The 16,128-nt window shown below is 55.3% G+C and carries 13 protein-coding genes and 1 pseudogene; 6 read left to right on the top strand and 8 right to left on the bottom strand.

All coding sequences use genetic code 11. From position 1 onward, the window contains the following. The first annotated feature begins 301 nt into the window (after positions 1 to 301). Positions 302 to 1,537 (top strand): annotated as a pseudogene (locus tag ACZ49R_RS11165) (zinc ribbon domain-containing protein). A gap of 228 nt (positions 1,538 to 1,765) precedes the next feature. Then, positions 1,766 to 2,467 (top strand): pyrroline-5-carboxylate reductase family protein, encoded by a 702-nt coding sequence (locus tag ACZ49R_RS11160; protein ID WP_464734134.1) that lies wholly within the window; start codon positions 1,766 to 1,768, stop codon positions 2,465 to 2,467. Here ACZ49R_RS11160 and ACZ49R_RS11155 read toward each other — a convergent pair. Beyond that, entirely contained in the window at positions 2,450 to 2,860 is a 411-nt protein-coding gene (locus ACZ49R_RS11155; RefSeq protein WP_011763493.1) for an NUDIX hydrolase, read from the bottom strand. The genes ACZ49R_RS11160 and ACZ49R_RS11155 overlap by 18 nt on opposite strands. 67 nt (positions 2,861 to 2,927) lie before the next feature. Here ACZ49R_RS11155 and ACZ49R_RS11150 point away from each other — a divergent pair, with 67 nt between their 5' ends. After that, positions 2,928 to 4,043 carry a PhoH family protein gene (locus tag ACZ49R_RS11150; protein WP_011763494.1) on the top strand — a complete coding sequence of 372 codons (1,116 nt, stop codon included), beginning with the start codon at positions 2,928 to 2,930 and terminating at the stop codon, positions 4,041 to 4,043. 27 nt (positions 4,044 to 4,070) lie between these two features. Next, on the top strand, positions 4,071 to 5,066 hold the full coding sequence (locus ACZ49R_RS11145) for an alcohol dehydrogenase catalytic domain-containing protein (RefSeq protein WP_464733154.1): 996 nt from the start codon (positions 4,071 to 4,073) through the stop codon (positions 5,064 to 5,066). A 1,066-nt stretch (positions 5,067 to 6,132) separates the two neighbouring features. Here the strand turns inward: ACZ49R_RS11145 and ACZ49R_RS11140 are convergent. Genes ACZ49R_RS11140 through ACZ49R_RS11120 form a run of 5 tightly spaced genes read right to left on the bottom strand, consistent with a single transcriptional unit; the run spans position 6,133 to position 11,007 of the window. Then, positions 6,133 to 7,038, bottom strand: coding sequence for an NAD-dependent epimerase/dehydratase family protein (locus tag ACZ49R_RS11140; protein ID WP_464733153.1), 906 nt, complete (start codon positions 7,036 to 7,038; stop codon positions 6,133 to 6,135). A 22-nt stretch (positions 7,039 to 7,060) separates the two neighbouring features. Next, the gene (locus ACZ49R_RS11135) at positions 7,061 to 8,260 is read right to left on the bottom strand and encodes a 3-phosphoshikimate 1-carboxyvinyltransferase (protein WP_464733152.1); all 1,200 of its coding nucleotides are present in this window, start codon (positions 8,258 to 8,260) and stop codon (positions 7,061 to 7,063) included. Further along, the gene (locus tag ACZ49R_RS11130; protein ID WP_464733151.1) at positions 8,238 to 9,269 is read right to left on the bottom strand and encodes a 3-dehydroquinate synthase; all 1,032 of its coding nucleotides are present in this window, start codon (positions 9,267 to 9,269) and stop codon (positions 8,238 to 8,240) included. The genes ACZ49R_RS11135 and ACZ49R_RS11130 overlap by 23 nt, the downstream gene beginning before the upstream one ends. Beyond that, on the bottom strand, positions 9,266 to 10,210 hold the full coding sequence (locus ACZ49R_RS11125; protein ID WP_011763499.1) for a transketolase family protein: 945 nt from the start codon (positions 10,208 to 10,210) through the stop codon (positions 9,266 to 9,268). Before ACZ49R_RS11125 ends, ACZ49R_RS11130 begins: the two co-directional genes overlap by 4 nt. Then, a complete protein-coding gene (locus tag ACZ49R_RS11120; RefSeq protein ID WP_464733150.1) occupies positions 10,204 to 11,007 on the bottom strand; it encodes a transketolase in 804 nt (267 codons plus the stop codon). The genes ACZ49R_RS11125 and ACZ49R_RS11120 overlap by 7 nt, the downstream gene beginning before the upstream one ends. 429 nt (positions 11,008 to 11,436) lie before the next feature. On the opposite strand from ACZ49R_RS11120, the gene ACZ49R_RS11115 reads away from it, so the two are divergent. Beyond that, complete coding sequence (locus ACZ49R_RS11115) at positions 11,437 to 12,384, top strand: tyrosine--tRNA ligase (RefSeq protein ID WP_464733149.1); 948 nt, start codon at positions 11,437 to 11,439, stop codon at positions 12,382 to 12,384. Between the two features lie 28 nt (positions 12,385 to 12,412). Beyond that, entirely contained in the window at positions 12,413 to 13,399 is a 987-nt protein-coding gene (gene aroF, locus ACZ49R_RS11110; RefSeq protein WP_464733148.1) for a 3-deoxy-7-phosphoheptulonate synthase, read from the top strand. Here the strand turns inward: aroF and ACZ49R_RS11105 are convergent. Both ACZ49R_RS11105 and cutA read right to left on the bottom strand, forming a co-directional pair. Continuing rightward, entirely contained in the window at positions 13,365 to 13,940 is a 576-nt protein-coding gene (locus ACZ49R_RS11105; RefSeq protein WP_464733147.1) for a nucleotidyltransferase family protein, read from the bottom strand. The genes aroF and ACZ49R_RS11105 overlap by 35 nt on opposite strands. Continuing rightward, positions 13,937 to 16,111 (bottom strand): glyceraldehyde dehydrogenase subunit alpha, encoded by a 2,175-nt coding sequence (gene cutA / locus ACZ49R_RS11100; RefSeq protein ID WP_464733146.1) that lies wholly within the window; start codon positions 16,109 to 16,111, stop codon positions 13,937 to 13,939. The genes ACZ49R_RS11105 and cutA overlap by 4 nt, the downstream gene beginning before the upstream one ends. Positions 16,112 to 16,128: the final 17 nt, after the last annotated feature.

The following is a 16,128-nucleotide window of genomic DNA, read 5'->3' as shown; positions in this document are numbered from 1 at the left end:
GAGGAAAAAGGGGTTATTTAGTCTGTGTCTGCTTTTCGCCGTCCTACTGATATTTGCCGAGGACGGCGGGCGGAGTGCAAAGTCACGCCGCCGAGCCCGTCGGCGAAGAGATACAACACACCTGACTTTCAGCGGTGTCGAAAGGCAGGTGAAGTGAGAGACGGAGAGAAAAGAAATGGGGTCGTTCCACAACGTCGGGGCTGATGACACGAGGACGTGGTTTGCCTGGCTGAAACTCTCGGCCTGCCCCCGTGTGTCTTTTATAGCCATCAGAGATTTCAGCCACTCCACATACAAGGCCATGTACGCATACAAAAACGCTAAAGATAGAAATCCCCTGGCAGTTGGTAGAAGAGAGACCGGACGTCCTAAACCTCGCCGTGAGGATGCACTTGGCGGCGGAGGAGTATATCAAAAGACTGTTGAAAGAGGTCACGGGGCAAGAGGAGCCCAGACTTGCGCCGGAGGAGTTGGACAGACTCTTCACGCCAGACAAGCGGGAGTTAGCGCACCGGATAATCGAAGAGGTGTTTTCCAAGTACAATCTCAAGAAGTACTTTGTAAAACAAGCAAAGGTGTTTTGGCGTGATGTAGTATTTCACAAGGCGGTTCCTCTTGATGCCCAACTGAGAGTTAAGAATGAGAGAGACAAAGGCAAAGCCATCTTCATCGACCTAAGGAGCGGCGTCCTCAAAGTGCGGAGATTGCAAAATACGTTCACCGTCTGCCTAAAGAGGCAGACTGTCGAGTGGATAAGAAAGAGAATTAAAGAAGGGGCCAAACTCAAGTTAGCATTTCTCAGCATAGAGAAGCGGAGGGGAAAGGAGCCGACCTACGGTAGACTTTACATTGCTCTTGTCTTTGCCCGCGAGGTGGCGCCGGTAAAGCCCAAGGCCATTGTCGCCGTTGACGTGAATCGTCTCGACCACGGCATCATGGTGGGGCTCATCGTGGACGGAAAACTGAGACAGACGCTGAGACTACCCGACGAGGGTGTGATAAGGGAGTTGGAGAGGCTCCACGAGGAGATAAGCCGCCTTGACGAACGAGCCGCGAGGGAGGCGGACCCCGCCAGAAGGAGACGGCTTGAGGAGAGGGCGCGCCACCTTCATCGAAGCAGTTTAGGAAGATAAGAGGCGTCGTTAAGGACGTTGTAAGCATAATTAAGTTGGCCAGAGAGAACAACGCCGCTGTCGTGGTAGACACAATAGAAGACGAAAGCTATCGGGAGTTGAAAGAGGGGATCAGTAGCGGCGTGAAAAAGCATTATCTCGACGGGTTGGGCCAACTGAGGAGACGTTTGCAAGCGCTCGCGCAATGGTATGGTTTGTCGTATCTAGAGGAGAGGTTATACAGCACGATTTGTCCCAGATGTGGTGCGAAGATGAAAGAGCTGAATAACAGACGGATACAATGCCCCATTTGCGGCTTCAACGACAACCGAGACAACGTACCGCTGATATGGGCCAAAAAGAGGTACTGGGAGATCCTCCAGAAACAACCCGCTTTTTCGCCCATCACACTTTTAAGTTCGTAACTATTTCGTACTCATGAGCCACATCCCCAGTCTGGGGCCCGGCGACCAGGGGGCACAGCCAGCCCCCAATGACCCGGGCCCCCTCGCCCGCGGCCACCCAAAAGGCGTCGCGGGCCCCAGCCCCCGGAGAGGGCCGGGCGCCGCGAAGGGGGCTACATACTACGTCAATTAAGTATTTAAATAAATGTTATCTTCTCTCTATGCGTCCCCCATTTAACAGTCGGGGTTATTGGCGCTGGTAAATTAGGTAGTCAAATTGCACTCCGCCTACGTGGCAATGGGGTTAGAGTCCTCGCGTCTGTAAAAACAGAGAGGTCTAGGCAGAGACTTCAAGCGCTTGGTCTAGAGGTGTATACAGATAATAAGTCTGTGGTAGAGAGTAGCGATTTACTTATTCTTGCCGTAAAGCCTGCCAATCTGCCAGAGTTAGATTTCTACGCCGATAAGCCTCTTGTCTCTTTTGTAGCAGGCGCTACGGTAGACGTTTTAAGAAAGCTCTCGTCTAGGCCCTACAGAGCTATGACTAACGTTGGTCTTACGGCTATCGCTGTGGCAGGCCCCTACGACGAGGAGGTAAATGCCGTGTTGTCACATATAGCGCCCACCTTCTGGGTCGAGGAGCGTCTCATAGACCCCCTCACTGTGTTGTTGGGCTCGGGGCCGGCTATCGTGGCCGAGCTCGCGCTTGCCCTCGTGAGAGCAGGCGTAAACATCGGCATCCCCTGGGATCTCTCCAGGGAGGTCGTCTTATCTCTCATGGCCTCTCTTCCCCACCTCGACGAGAGGTTTACCTTGGAGAAGCTGGCGCAGTATGTGGCCACTCCCGGCGGCACGACGATAAAGGCGCTGGTCGAGCTCTACCCCGCTGAGGCCCAGCTGGGCAGAGCTGTGGAGGAGGCCTATAGGAGGATCCTAGAGATGAGACGGTAGGCTCTCGATAACCTCTCTCGTAGTTTTTGTGAGATCCATCTCCAGTGCCTTTTCTATGGGCACGAAGGCGGCGTCTTCTGCGTCGTCTGAGGCCTTCGGTTGCGCGTTGCCAGCTACCTCCACTAGATATACTAAGATGACGAAGTGATATTTAACACGTCCCCCCTCCCATTCGATATATTCCACAGGCCTTAGGAAACTCCTCACTGTGCCGTCTAGACCTGTCTCCTCCTTTAGCTCTCGGAGGACGGCGTCTTCAAGTCTCTCGCCCAGCTCCACGTGCCCCCCTGGCAGACTCCACTTGCCGGCGCTGGGTGGATACCTCCTCTTTATTAACAACACTTTTCTATCTCTTACGACAAGTGCCGCTACTGCGATAGTTGGCTTCTCCATGGTGTATTGTTTTAGATGTGTTTAAAAATGCGTGGAAGGTTTATAAGGGTTTTTCTACTTCTAGGCTATGTTTGACAAGCTTAAGCCTATGACTGTCGGCCAGGAGAGGGCTGTCAACGTGTTAAAAGACCCAGAGAATGAGCTTGTTGGTTTGTTTGGGCCTACTGGGACTGGAAAATCTCTGCTTAGTATTGCCTATGGTATTTGGGCTGTGGAAAACGGCAAGGCGAAGAGGTTTATAATTGCGAGGCCTATTGTAGATGTCGCCACAGGCGAGGTGTTGACGCCAGAGAGGTTGGGAGAGATGTACTATAAGATAGCCGCGGTGTATCTAGGGGATATCTTAGGCCCCTACGCCGATAGGGAGTATATAGAAAAACTTTTGAAAGAGGAGAAGATTATAGTGACAGACGTCTCCTATTTAAGAGGCAGGACGTTTGACGACAGTGTAATATTTTTAGACGATGCGCAAAACGTCCGGCCCGAGAGCGCCGCGGAAATACTCATAAGACTTGGGAGGGGGGGTAGGCTAATTGTGGCGGGAGACCCAATATTTCAAAAACCAGTTGATGTGGAAAAAGACGGCGCCACTCTTTTAAGAGAGGCGCTTCTTGGGGAGGAGAAGGCGGAGGTTGTTGACCTAGGTATTAAAGATATCGTAAGGCCGGGGGCTAGAAGGGGTATTAGATTGGCTCTTGAGCTTAGGATGAGAAAGAGACAGCTTTCTGAGACTGAGAAATATATCTACGAGACGGCTAGGATTTTTGCCCCAGACGCAGATATTATTACAGCAGTTGAGTTTAGGACAGACAAAGACTCTCTGGGTATAAAGAGCGAGAATGTTCCAGACGCCTTAATAATAGTTAAAGAGGGGCAGTTGGGGAGAGTCGTGGGGAGGGGCGGCGAAAGGATTAAAACTATTGAGGGAGAGACGGGGGTTCGTCTCAGGGTGTTAGAGATGTCGCTCGACTTTAAACAGTGGGTAAGAGCTGTCCACCCCGTCGGTTGGATTTCGAAACATATAGTAGATGCCGACTTCGCAGGGCCTGAGCTCATGGTGCAAGTTAGAAAAAGCGAATTTGGGGCCTTTATAGGACAGAGGGGGGCCTACGTCAGACTCATAGATAGAGTTTTTAGACGGTTGTTAGGCATCGGCGTGAGAGCGGTAGAGGCAGAGGAATAAATATAAAGATCTAAAAAATATATCTTAATGAAGGCGTATATTCTCAATAGATTTAAGGAGCCTCTAGTTCTTTCTGATATAGAGAAACCCAGGGCGGCGCCTGGCAGAGTAGTTGTTAAAGTGGCGGCAGCTGGCGTGTGTTTTAGAGATTACCTAGCTTGGCAAGGCTTTCAACGAGTTAAACTGCCGACGGTGCCGGGGCATGAGTTCGCCGGCGTTGTTGAAGAAGTGGGGGAGGGGGTTGTAGAGTTTAAACCAGGCGACGCAGTGGCAGGTATGATGTTTGAATACTGTGGTGAATGTGAATACTGCAGGTCGGGTAGAGAGTATTTATGTAAAAATAGGAAGATATATGGCGAAGATCTGCCAGGGGCCTTCGCCGAGTATATATCAGTCGATCGTAAATCTCTTGTGAAAATTCCGCCAGGAGTCTCCTTTGAGGCTGCCTCTTTTGCCGCATGTGTTCTTTCGACTATTGTGAGGGGAGTTAAGAAAATTGGCGTGGCGCCCGGCATGCGCATATTAGTGACTGGAGCGGGCGGCGGCGTGGGGATACATGCAGTTCAAATAGCCAAGGCCTACGGGGCGAAGGTCATAGCTGTGACGAGCCACGGCAAGGCAGAAGCGGTGGGCAAATACGCCGATTATGTAATCACAGAGAAGGCCTTCTCAGAGGAGGTCAAGAAACTTGGCGGCGCAGATGGCGCCATAGAGGCTGTCGGAGGGCCCACCCTGGAGCAGACTGTGAGGTCCCTCAACTGGGGTGCCCGCATAGCTTTGATAGGAAACGTCGACCCGCAACCGACGCCTCTCCTACTGGGCCTTCTAATACTAAAGGAGGTGGAGATACTGCCAGTAATTCAGGGGAGTAGAAAAGACTTAGAAGAGGCGTTAAAACTTCTTGCCTCCGGCTCTGTAAAGCCAATATATAGCGTACATAGCTTTTCGGATCTGCCCAAGCTTCTGGCAGAGACGCCAAATGCATCACATATAGGCAGGAGAGTTGTTAAGATCGGCATTTAGCGTTTTTACGTCTCAGCCATGTATAGATAATAACACCGGCAAGCAGAACTATAGTTACAGCGGTGTCTAACCCCATACATGAAACTAAGTTTATTTATTTATCTTTGGTTGTGGCGTGGTTTAAGACGTCTGGACGTTCTTCGACCAACTACCAGGGAATTTCCACCTTCAGCGTTCTATAGACTTGGCCCATGGGCGCATACGGCGCGGGAGAGAAAAATTAGCTAAGAGACGCTTCTTTCTACTCTCACACACCTGCCTCACGGCGGCGCCGTAAGACAGGTGTGGCGTTGGTCAGCGTAGGGAGCGGGGGAAGTGGGGATCGCAGACGTCGGGGCGGGGTCTACCAGGTGGGGATGTGGGTTAAAAACGGGTTTGTTCTACGGCGGTTCTCACGGTGTCGCCGCTAACGCCACGATGGGTATTGTCAATTGAACAAGACTTGGGGTGGCAACGGCGGCGTATGACGCCGGCGAGGTCGGCAAGTTGCTAGCGACGGCTCGACTGCGAAGGTCATGGCCAGGCCTCCCAACGCCACCTTGCGGCGACACCGCTCAGCGCCACCGCTGCCGTGGCCAACACGGCGGGCGTCACGTATATAGCCATCTCTAGTTGCGCCGCCCGCGAGATCATAAAGCTGGCCAGAGAACGTCAAGCCGCCGTCGTAATTGACACGATGGGGACGACACGTACCGAGAGTTGTAGGAGGGGAACGCTACAGCACAGTGTGTCCCCGTTGTGGAGCAAAGATGAGAGAAGCGGGGGTGGGCGGGTGCAGTGCCTCGCCTGCGGCTTCTCAGACAACAGAGACAACATACCCATACACCGGGCCGAGAGGAGGTACTGGGGGCTACTCCAGAAACAACCCGTTTTTTCGGCAATCACACTTCTAACTCGAGTTTCTTCACTTATGAACCAACCGGCCCCGGCAACCGGCCGTTACGCCGAGCCCGTACACACGGGCACGGCCGGTCCCCCACGCCCCCGCAGCCCCAAAGGCGTCAGCGGAGGCGGGCCCGTAGCCCCCGGAGAGGGTCGGTATCGCGAAGGGGGGCGCATTAAAAAGCTAAGCCAACTCTTTCAATAGCTCCTTTACCGCTTTTCTAACGCTCTCTGCGCTGGAGAGTCTCGGTCTCCACCCGGCGAGTTTTGATATTTTCTCTATAGAGAGAAACGAGTTCATACAGTCAGAAGGCTCTCTACCCACTTTTATAACTGGCGCCACGCCCATTGTCTCAGTAACTATCTTAGCAACATCCAACATAGTTAAAGAGTCTACATTCCCCACGTTTAGCGCTAGGTACGGCTCTCCCGTCTCTTCGAATTTTCTCCATGCTCTTAGCGTTGCCTCCACAGCCTCTTCGACGTGTAGGTAGCTTTTCCTCTGTGTGCCGTCTCCCAGAACCTCCAGCTCCTCTGGCCTCTTCCTCAGTTTCATGACGAAGTCGTAAAGCGCCCCGTGTCTCATCCTCGGCCCCACCACGTTGGCGTACCTCAGCGCCAGGCACCTAACGCCGTAAAGCCTGGCATACGTGGCACACATCACCTCGCCAGCCGCCTTAGCCGCGCCGTAGACCGAAACCGGCTCCAGCGGGTAATCCTCCGGAGTCGGCAGAACCCTAGCATCGCCGTAGACAGTCGAAGACGAGGCAAACACGACCGTCCTAACGCCAGAGAGACGAGCCCACTCCAACACGTTAAAAGTCGCCACTACATTCTCCTCAAAATGGACACGAGGCTCCGCCCTAACCTCTGGATTACCCGCAAAGTGGAAAACGATGTCTGCAGAAACGCCAACGGCCCAATCTGGGTCTTTGAGGTCTGCTATGTGGAGTCGCGCCTGTGGATTTACATTCTCTCTCCTGCCGGAGGAGAGGTTGTCCACTACGACGACCTCATAGCCCTCTTCCACCAGCCGATCCACCAGGTGGCTACCGATAAAGCCAGCTCCGCCTGTGACTAATACTTTCACATCTGTAGGCGATATGTAGTTTTTATCCTTTGAAGTAGAGGATTGATGAGGGCCAGGACTTGGCTACGGGCGTGAGGTCGTCTACGCATCCGCCCACTATCTTCGCCGCGGCTAGGGCCATGAGGCCTATTCTGTGGTCTCCGTGTGTCTGGAAGGCGACTTCCCGCTTGGTGGGAGGCCCCCTTATGTATATAGCGCCTTTGTCGTAGCGCACTTCTACGCCGAGGCGTCTCAGTACGTCGAGGACTGTGGCAACTCTGTCGCTTTCTTTATACCGGAGGTGGTCCACCCCCCTGATGGCGCTCTCCTCTTCAACCATGGCGGCTGCCAGAGCCACCGGCATGACGAGGTCTGGGTTTCTTCCGAGGTCTACGTCTACGCCTCTTGTGAAGACGCCGCCGACTCTCACGATGCCGTTGTCTATGGTTATATCAGCGCCCATTTGCCTAAACACGTCGATTGCCCACTTGTCTACTTCGGCGAGCGTCCCCAGAAGCTCGATGTGACCTCCCGTGGCGATGCCGGCCACCACGAGAAAAGCTGCTAGGCTGAAGTCGCTGGGGACGTCGACAGCCCTGGGGCTCCTCAGCGGGCCCTCCACCTCTATTGTCTCCCCCAGCTCCACGCGGGCGCCGAACTTCTTCAAGACCTCGGCGGTGGCTTCCACGAAGCTCCAAGACTTCCTCTCGCCTACAGGCCGCACGATGCCTCTCCCCACGTGAGCGGCGAGGTACATAAGTCCCGAGATGTACTGCGAGGATATGTCTGCGCGGATTTCGATGTCAAACTCCTCCAAGCGCCTCCCCTCTACGACGATGGCGCCTGCCGTTTTCTCCACCGCGGTCAACCGCCTTAGAGCTTCCACGAGCTCGTCTATCGGCCGCCCCTTTAAGGTGCCTCCGTAGTATACAGCGGTTATCCCGGGCACGCCTGCGTATACTGCCACCGCCGTACGTAGCGTGAAGCCGCTCTCCATGACGTTAAAAGACCTGTAGAAGTCCGGCTCTCTCCTGGAGGCCTTGACCACGCCGCCTTCGCAGTATAGCCTAGCCAAGGGTTGGACGGCTCTAAACATGGCGGTGAAGTCGTCGCTCCACTCCACCCCCCTGATGACCGTTTCGCCATCGGCCAGGGCAGAGGCGAGGAGGAGTCTCTGGGAGTAGGGCTTGGAGGGCGGAGCGGCGAATTTCCCCTCCAGCCTACCCGCCTTGACGCAGAACATATCTAACAGCCTTCTCCACCTCTTCCACCGCTATCTTCTCCAGAATCCACCTCCCCGGCCTAACGACCAGGGGGATGTAGATGTGGCCGCCGCGCCTCTTCTTGTCGAATTTGACGAGGGCTGCCGCCTCTGCCAGCTGTTGCTCAGTCGCCTTCACGCTTGTGGGCAAGCCGAGGGAGCTGAGGACCTCGGCCGCCTCGGCCACGTGGCTCTCCCGGAGGTAGCCCAGCTCGCTGGAGAGGCGGAGCTCTGCAACTATCCCAACGGCCACTGCCTCCCCATGTAGAAGCCCTAGCACTCTCTCTATGGCGTGGCCCACCGTGTGGCCCACGTTTAATACCTGCCTAATGCCCCTCTCCTCGAATTCGTCAACCTCCACAACTCCGGCTTTGAGCTGGAGGGAGCGGTACACCGCGTACTCCAGAGCCCCCCAGTCTCTGGCCAAGAGGGCCTTGGCGTTCTCTCTCACCCAGCTGTAGAAATCCCCGTCTAGTGCCAAGCCGTACTTCACTACCTCTGCAAATGCCGACCGGTAGACCCTCTCAGGCAGAGACTCAAGCCAGGAGAGGTCGCAGAGTATAGCCGCTGGCTGGTAGAACACGCCGACTAGGTTCTTGACGGGGCCCCAGTCGACGGCGCCTTTGCCCCCCAGCGCCGCGTCTACCATAGCCAGGAGGGTGGTCGGTATGTGGACGAGGCGGATACCCCTCATGTAGGTCCCCGCGGCGAAGGTTGCCAGATCCAGTAGAGCCCCCCCGCCGACGGCCACAAGCGTGGTGGATCTATCTGCCCCCACCTCCTTTAAAAAGCTGTAGACCTTGGTCAAAACCTCAAGGCTTTTGACCTCCTCGCCACCCCTCAGCACGAGGGTGGGAGCGCCGGGTATGGGGAGCCTAAGCCCTTCCTCCGCCAGAACTACAGGCCGCTCTATGTATTCGCCGTATGGCAGACCTCTCCCCACTACCACCTCAGTGACCCCCCTGCTGTGTCTGTAGAAAAACCTCCTCATCTCAGCCGCACGAGCTCCTCGGCTCTTGCTGCGATGTTTTCGGGAGTGAGGCCGTAGTATTGATACAGCTCCTGGGGGCTCTTCGCAGTTCTTCCATACGACTTAAGGCCCATAATTGCCATCTTCGTGGGCCTGGTTTGGGAGAGGTGTTCAGCGACGGCTGAGCCGAAGCCGCCGTGTACCATGTGCTCCTCTACCGTCAACACAGCGCCGGTGGCCGCCGCGTATTTCTCAACGGCGGCGTAGTCGAGGGGCTTCACGGTGGGGAAGTGTACCACTGCCGCAGAGATGCCTCTGTCTCTCAACAGCTGAGCTGCCTCTATTGCAAAGGGCAGAGTAACGCCAGTAGTAAATATGGCGACGTCTTTACCCTCTACAGCCACGTAGGCTCTTCCCACCTCGAACTTGTCGTACATATCACAAGTGGTGGGTATGTGGAAGTCTCTCCCAACTCTGATGTATACGGGGCCCTTTACGGTGGCTGAGGCGGTGACCGCCCTATAGACTTCGCAAGAGTCCGCTGGGACCAACACTGTGAAGTTGGGTAAGACTCTGAAGATTGCGATGTCTTCCAGCGCTTGGTGAGAGGGGCCGTCGTAGGCGTCAGCAAATCCGGCGTGGGTGCCCACGAGTCTCACAGGCAAGGCTAACCTATCTACAGAGTTGCGGGCTTGCTCCCAAGCTCTTGTCATAAAGGCGGCGAAGGTGAGGGCATATGGCATAAAACCCGCCAGAGCAAGGCCTGCTGCAATCCCAACTAGAGACTGCTCGGCTATGCCCACGTTGAAAAACCGCTCTGGGTGTCTCTCTGCAAAGAACCTAGCCCGCGTGGTCTCTCCTGTATCTGCCACAAGAACTACTACGTCTTTTCTCAGATCTCCAAGATCTGCCAACGCGCGGCCCAGCGCCTCTCTCGGCGTCAGCCCCTCGAGGTCTAGCATATATTCCCCGCGTATTTGAGGGCGTCGTCTCTTGAAAGTCTCTGTTTTGCGGTGTCCTCTATCGGAGGCACCCCCCTCCCTCTTATAGTCTTTGCAATTATAACAGGCGGCCTAGTGCTTTTTTCAGCTTTTTCAAGCGCCTCCACTATTTGACCTATGTCATGTCCATTTATTTCAAAAACTTCAAAGCCGAGAGACCTAAACCTAGCTGCTAGATCTCCCTTGCGTAACACCTCTTCACAGTGTCCATCAAGCTGGACGCCGTTTAAATCAACGATTGTCACCAGGTTGTTTAAGCCGTAGTGTGCCGCCACGGCGAAAGACTCCCAGCTCTGCCCCTCGTCTAATTCTCCATCTCCTGTGACTAGATATACCCGCCCGGGCTCTCCCCTCAGCCTAAGGCCTAGGGCAAGGCCCACCGCCATGCTTATGCCTTGGCCAAGAGAGCCTGAGTTTGGAACATCTACGAAGGGGGTGTCTACCTCTGGGTGGTTTTGGAGACGGCTGCCGAGGCTACCGGTCTCTCTAAGTTCGTCAATGCTGAGATATCCCATTGCGGCAGCAAGGGCGTATATTGCATGTACGGCATGACCTTTTGACAACACAAAGTAATTTCTATTGTGTGCGCCGTTGGCGACGTTGAATTTTACTCTTCCAGTGCCGTAGAGAGCTGTAGCTATTTCGATGACTGAAAGCGAAGAGCCTAGATGCATGCCTGGGTCGTAGCCCGCCATAAGTACGAGATATTTCCTGGCTTTACACGCTAACTGAGCTAGTTCTGAAACCCCTCTTTCCACCCCGATAGTAAATACCCCTGTGACATAACACAGAGAAAAAATGCCCTATTTAAACCTTTACAACCAAAAGTCTTGCCCTTAGGGATGGTCGGCAACCTATAATCTTCCATAGCAGAACTGTGAAGAAAGATAATAGAAATGTATTTCATATGGTTGAGCGGGTCAGTTCAAAGACAGCTCTGGCGGGGATACCCTGTCGTCCATCAACCCTGGCAAGGGCTATGGCGTGGGGACTCTGTTCTGTGGAACGCTGGAGGGAGCTGTGTGTCGTTGTCCTCTATAACCCCACGATGGGGACTGGCTGTCGATAAAGGCACGGGCGGGGAGAAAGCCCCTAGACGTAATCGTCAAATACCAGCAACGGTCGCCTAGAGACAAACGGCAGAGACGGCGGATTATTTTATATAATATAGCTTTTGCAGTTGCTATATGGAACGTCTGTTGAGAAATGTAGAAGAGGTTGTGACAAAAGAGGAGTTTCTCAGCCTAAGAGGCGGTTTGGCATATCTCGGGTTTGAGCCTCTGTGGCCTATACACGTGGGGTGGCTCGTCTGGGCTTACAAACTCGCGGAACTGAGAGAGGCTGGGTTTGACGTCGTAGTGCTAGTTGCTACATGGCATGCCTGGATAAACGACAAGGGGGCGCTGGAGGAGCTCCGTAGCCATGGCGAAAAAGTGAAGGCGGTGTTAGACAAGATCGGCAAGTTCAAGTATGTATACGGAGACGAGATTGCGAGGGACCCCCGTTACTGGGAGCTGGTGGTGAAGACCGCCAAAGAGACCTCGCTGGCTCGGGTGAGGAGGGCCGCCCCGGTCATGGGGAGACGTATGGAGGAGGTGGAGCTTGACTTCTCGAAGCTCCTCTACCCAATAATGCAAGTGGCCGACATATTCTACTTGGGCGTAGACGTGGCCGTGGGGGGTATGGACCAGAGGCGGGCCCACATGCTAGCGCGCGACGTCGCCGAGAAACTCGGCTTTAAAAAGCCCGTTGCTATACACACGCCGATTATAACCTCGCTCTCCGGCACCGGCAGGATGGAGGGCACCCACAGAGAGCTAGACGAGGTGTACGCCATGTACAAGATGAGCAAGTCGAAGCCTCAGAGTGCCATATTTATTACAGACTCCGAAGAAGAGGTGCGGAGGAAGATCTGGGCAGCCTACTGCCCTCCCAGAGAGACTAAGTTCAACCCCGTGTTTGAAATAGCCACATATCTTCTCATACCTTACGGCGGTCCGCTGGAGGTGGGCGGACGGCGTTATGAAGACGCTGGCGCGTTAGAAAGAGACTATAAAGAGGGAGTTGTAACTCCACAAGCATTAAAAGAGGCAGTGGCAACTGCTCTAGCGGCTATGCTCACAAAATTGAGATAAGCTTATATCTTGGATCTATAGACTTGCCATGTTGTATATAGTCGAGGGGCCTCAACAAGGGAAATCTCTAAAGGAAGAGATAGAGGCTAGGGGAGTTCCTGCATGGTATGTAGAGCTTTGGGGGAACTATATAGTAGTTACGCCGCCAAATGTCCGACTTCAAGGGTTGAACACGCCAGTTAAAGCCGCCATAGAATTAAAGACAGACAGTCAGCTGGTCTCCAGGGAGTGGAAGAGGGATCCCACGCCTGTCTACATCGGCGGTAGAGAGGTTAGAGAGGGGAAGATCTTCATAATAGCCGGCCCCTGCTCGGTGGAGACCGAGGACCAGATCATGAAGACTGCGAGGTTTGTAAAAGAGGCTGGGGCAGACGCGTTGAGGGGAGGGGCCTTCAAGCCGAGGACAAGCCCCTACACATTCCAAGGCCTAGGGGAGGAGGGGCTGAAGCTACTGGCCAAGGCCAGGGAGGAGACGGGCCTCCCCGCCGTCACGGAGCTTATGGACCCGGAGGACATGCCGCTAGTGGTTAAATACGCAGATGCGATACAGGTGGGGGCTAGAAACATGCAGAATTTCACCCTTCTTAAGAAGCTCGGCCGGGCGGGCAAGCCGGTGCTCCTCAAGAGAGGCTTTGGAAACACCATAGAGGAGTGGCTACTGGCGGCTGAGTACGTGGCTCTCCACGGCAACGGCGGCATTATCCTAGTGGAGAGGGGCATCAGAACCTTCGACAAAACCCTTAGGTTTACGCTCGACGTAGGCGCGATAGCCTACGCCAAACAACACACCCACTTGCCTGTGATAGGCGACCCCAGCCACCCGGCTGGAGACAGGAGATACGTCATACCGCTGGCCCTCGCCATATTAGCGGCTGGGGCAGACGGCCTAATCGTGGAGGTGCACCCCGACCCCGATAGGGCGTGGAGCGACGCAAAACAACAGCTCACCTTCGACCAGTTCAGAGAGCTTGTACAAAAGGCTAGAGAAGTGGCGAGGGCTCTAGGCAAGAGCTAAGGCTCTCCAGCTCCCCTGGGCTGTCCACGTCAATCAATACCCCTGGGTCGTCCACGGGGATATATTTCGTCGGGACGGCGTTTATTAAAGCGCGGAGGCCCACGTCGCCGGTAAGACCCATTGCGAGTGGGTAGACGTCTCTACACGACGCCACAGGATTTCCCCTGCGGCCGCCATACGTAGGCACGGCCAAGCCAACGTCACACTCTCTGGCAATTTTGAGGTGTGTTTCCGGCCTCACGCAGGGCATATCGCCGAGCGCCCACAAGATGCAAGGCTTGTCGTAAAGCGCCGCCAGAGCCGACTTCACGCTCGTAGATAGGCCAAACCGCCACCAGGGGTTATATACAACGCCGTCGACGCCGCCGGCTGCCTTCGCGACCTCCCTCCTGTTTACCACGATGTATATCTCAAGGCCTGCTCTTCTGAGCGACTCGGCGGCCCACCACACCAGAGGCCGCCCACGCCATGTATAAAGAAGCTTGTCGTCTCCGAAGCGCGTGGAGCTGCCCGCTGCAAGCAACACTGCTACGCACCTCACCTCAACATCCTCCAGACGTCCTCGGGCGACACGGGGGTCTTAGATATCCTAACCCCAGGCTTGATCTTGCGCATAGCGTCTTCTACAGCCGCCACCACAGCCGGCGTGGAGGCGATTGTTGCGGCTTCTCCTATGCCTTTTGTCCCCGTGGGGTGTTTAGAGGGGTGGGGCTCCTCGGCGAAGTATACCTCGAAACGGGGCGCCTCGACGGCTGTGGGCACGTGGTAGAACGCCAAATTCGACGTGACGAGGTTTCCATCGCTGTCGTAGATAACCTCCTCGTATAGGGCCTGGGCGATGCCCTGGAGAGCTCCGCCCATTACTTGCCCCGCGGCTAGGAGCGGGTTGACGACAACGCCGACGTCGTCGTACGACCTGTAGAGGAGGGGTTTTACAAACCCCGTCTCGGGGTCTAGCTCCACTACGGCGACGTGGACGCCGAAGGGGAAGGTGGGCTCCGCGTGGTAAATGGCCTCCACGGTCAGTTGAGCCTCGGCCTCTCCTCTGTAGACGGCCTTAACCACATCGCCAATAGAGATCTCTTTGTCGCCACAGCGGAACTTGCCCCCGCTATATTCAGGCTTGCAGCCCAGTAGCTTCTCCGCTGCCTTGGCCAGCTCGGCCTTCAGCTTCCTAGCCGCTAAAATTGCAGCAGAGCCGCCCGCTGTAATCGAGCGGCTGCCCATTGTTCCGATCCCATCGCCTATGTACGCGGTGTCTCCCCAGTACACCTTCACAACTTCCGGAGACACCTCAAGCTCGTCGGCTACCACCTGGGCAAGGGCGGTGGCGAGACCTTGGCCGTGCGGCGTCAACGCGGTATAGAGCGTAAAACTACCGTCTTCCTCAGCCCTCAAGATTGCCGTCTCGTAGCCGAAGGTGGTAATTTCGACATATACCGACAGCCCAACTCCCAGGATTCTTCCCCTCCGCGCCTCCTCCTCAGCCCACCTCCTAAGCTGGTGGTAGCCCAGCCTCTCCAGCCCCCTCTCGAAGGTGGCCGGGTAATCCCCTGTGTCGTACGTAATCCCGAAGACATTTGTGTAGGGGAGCTGCCGGACTAGGTTCCTCCTCCTGATCTCCACCCTGTCTATCCCCAGCTCATCCGCTATGTGGTCAATTATACGCTCAATAAAGAGGGTGGCCTCCGGTCTCCCTGCCCCTCTATATGCGCTAAGCGGCGTTTTATTCGTCAAGACAGCTATTACCTTTACCCTGCCGTGCCGTATGTCGTAGGGACCTGGGAGCATTCTAGCGGCAGTGTCTGCGAGGCCCTCCCCCCAGTAGTAGGCCCCGGCATCTTCATATATCGTCCCCTCCACTGCCAATATCTTCCCGTCTCTCTTTGCGCATGCTCTATACTCAAGGGTGAGCCCTCTGCCGTGTGTAGTAGCCCTAAAGTCCTCGGTCCTTGTGGCCACCCATTTCACAGGCGCTCTGAGGACGTAGGCCGCCCTGGCCACCCACAGCTCCTCTGGATACACAAGGAGCTTAGACCCAAAGGCCCCCCCGACGTGGGGCTGTATCACTCTGACCTTCGCCAGAGGCAAGCCGAGGGCTTTGGCCACCTCTTTCCTGATATCAAAAGGCACTTGAGTGGAGCTCCACACCGTGAGGGTCTCCCCGTCGTATGAAGCAACGACCCCCCGCGTCTCCATGGCAGATGGCACGAGGCGCTGTATTGAGAACCTCCCCTCCACAACCACGTCGGCCTCGCGGAAGGCCTTTTCAACATCGCCGCCGATGTATACATTTTCATACACCACGTTAGATCCAAGGCTCTCGTCTACAAGCGGCGCGCCTGGCTTTAACGCCTCATATACATCAACTACAGCCGGCAGAGGCTCGTAGTCCACTGCCGCCTTCTCCAACGCGTCGTAGAGAACATAGCGGTCTCGTGCCACCACCATCGCCACTGCCTCCCCCTGGTACCTCACCTTCCCCCCAGGGGCGAAGTTGAAGCCATCGCCGGGGCCAAAAACAGCCACAACGCCGGGGTGTCCAGCGGCGTCCGACAAATCCACTTTCAACACCTTGGCATGCGCATACGGCGATCTGACAAAACCTGCGTACAACATGCCAGGAAGATCGATGTCGTCTACATACCGCGCCTTCCCCCTGAGAATCACATCGTCTTCAAACCTGGGAAGCGGCTTGCCAACAAACCCCACACACCCACCGAACGCCC

This window comes from Pyrobaculum organotrophum (assembly GCF_055384425.1).
Note: the sequence above shows the minus strand (reverse complement) of the source record. Positions and strands in the feature narration are given on the sequence as shown.

Coding starts and splice junctions, on each gene's coding strand:
- ACZ49R_RS11115 (WP_464733149.1), top strand. CDS start 11,437: ATGGAACGTCTGTTGAGAAATGTAGAAGAGGTTGTGACAAAAGAGGAG.
- ACZ49R_RS11145 (WP_464733154.1), top strand. CDS start 4,071: ATGAAGGCGTATATTCTCAATAGATTTAAGGAGCCTCTAGTTCTTTCT.
- ACZ49R_RS11150 (WP_011763494.1), top strand. CDS start 2,928: ATGTTTGACAAGCTTAAGCCTATGACTGTCGGCCAGGAGAGGGCTGTC.
- ACZ49R_RS11125 (WP_011763499.1), bottom strand. CDS start 10,210: ATGCTAGACCTCGAGGGGCTGACGCCGAGAGAGGCGCTGGGCCGCGCG.
- ACZ49R_RS11135 (WP_464733152.1), bottom strand. CDS start 8,260: ATGTTCTGCGTCAAGGCGGGTAGGCTGGAGGGGAAATTCGCCGCTCCG.
- ACZ49R_RS11130 (WP_464733151.1), bottom strand. CDS start 9,269: ATGAGGAGGTTTTTCTACAGACACAGCAGGGGGGTCACTGAGGTGGTA.
- ACZ49R_RS11155 (WP_011763493.1), bottom strand. CDS start 2,860: ATGGAGAAGCCAACTATCGCAGTAGCGGCACTTGTCGTAAGAGATAGA.
- aroF (WP_464733148.1), top strand. CDS start 12,413: ATGTTGTATATAGTCGAGGGGCCTCAACAAGGGAAATCTCTAAAGGAA.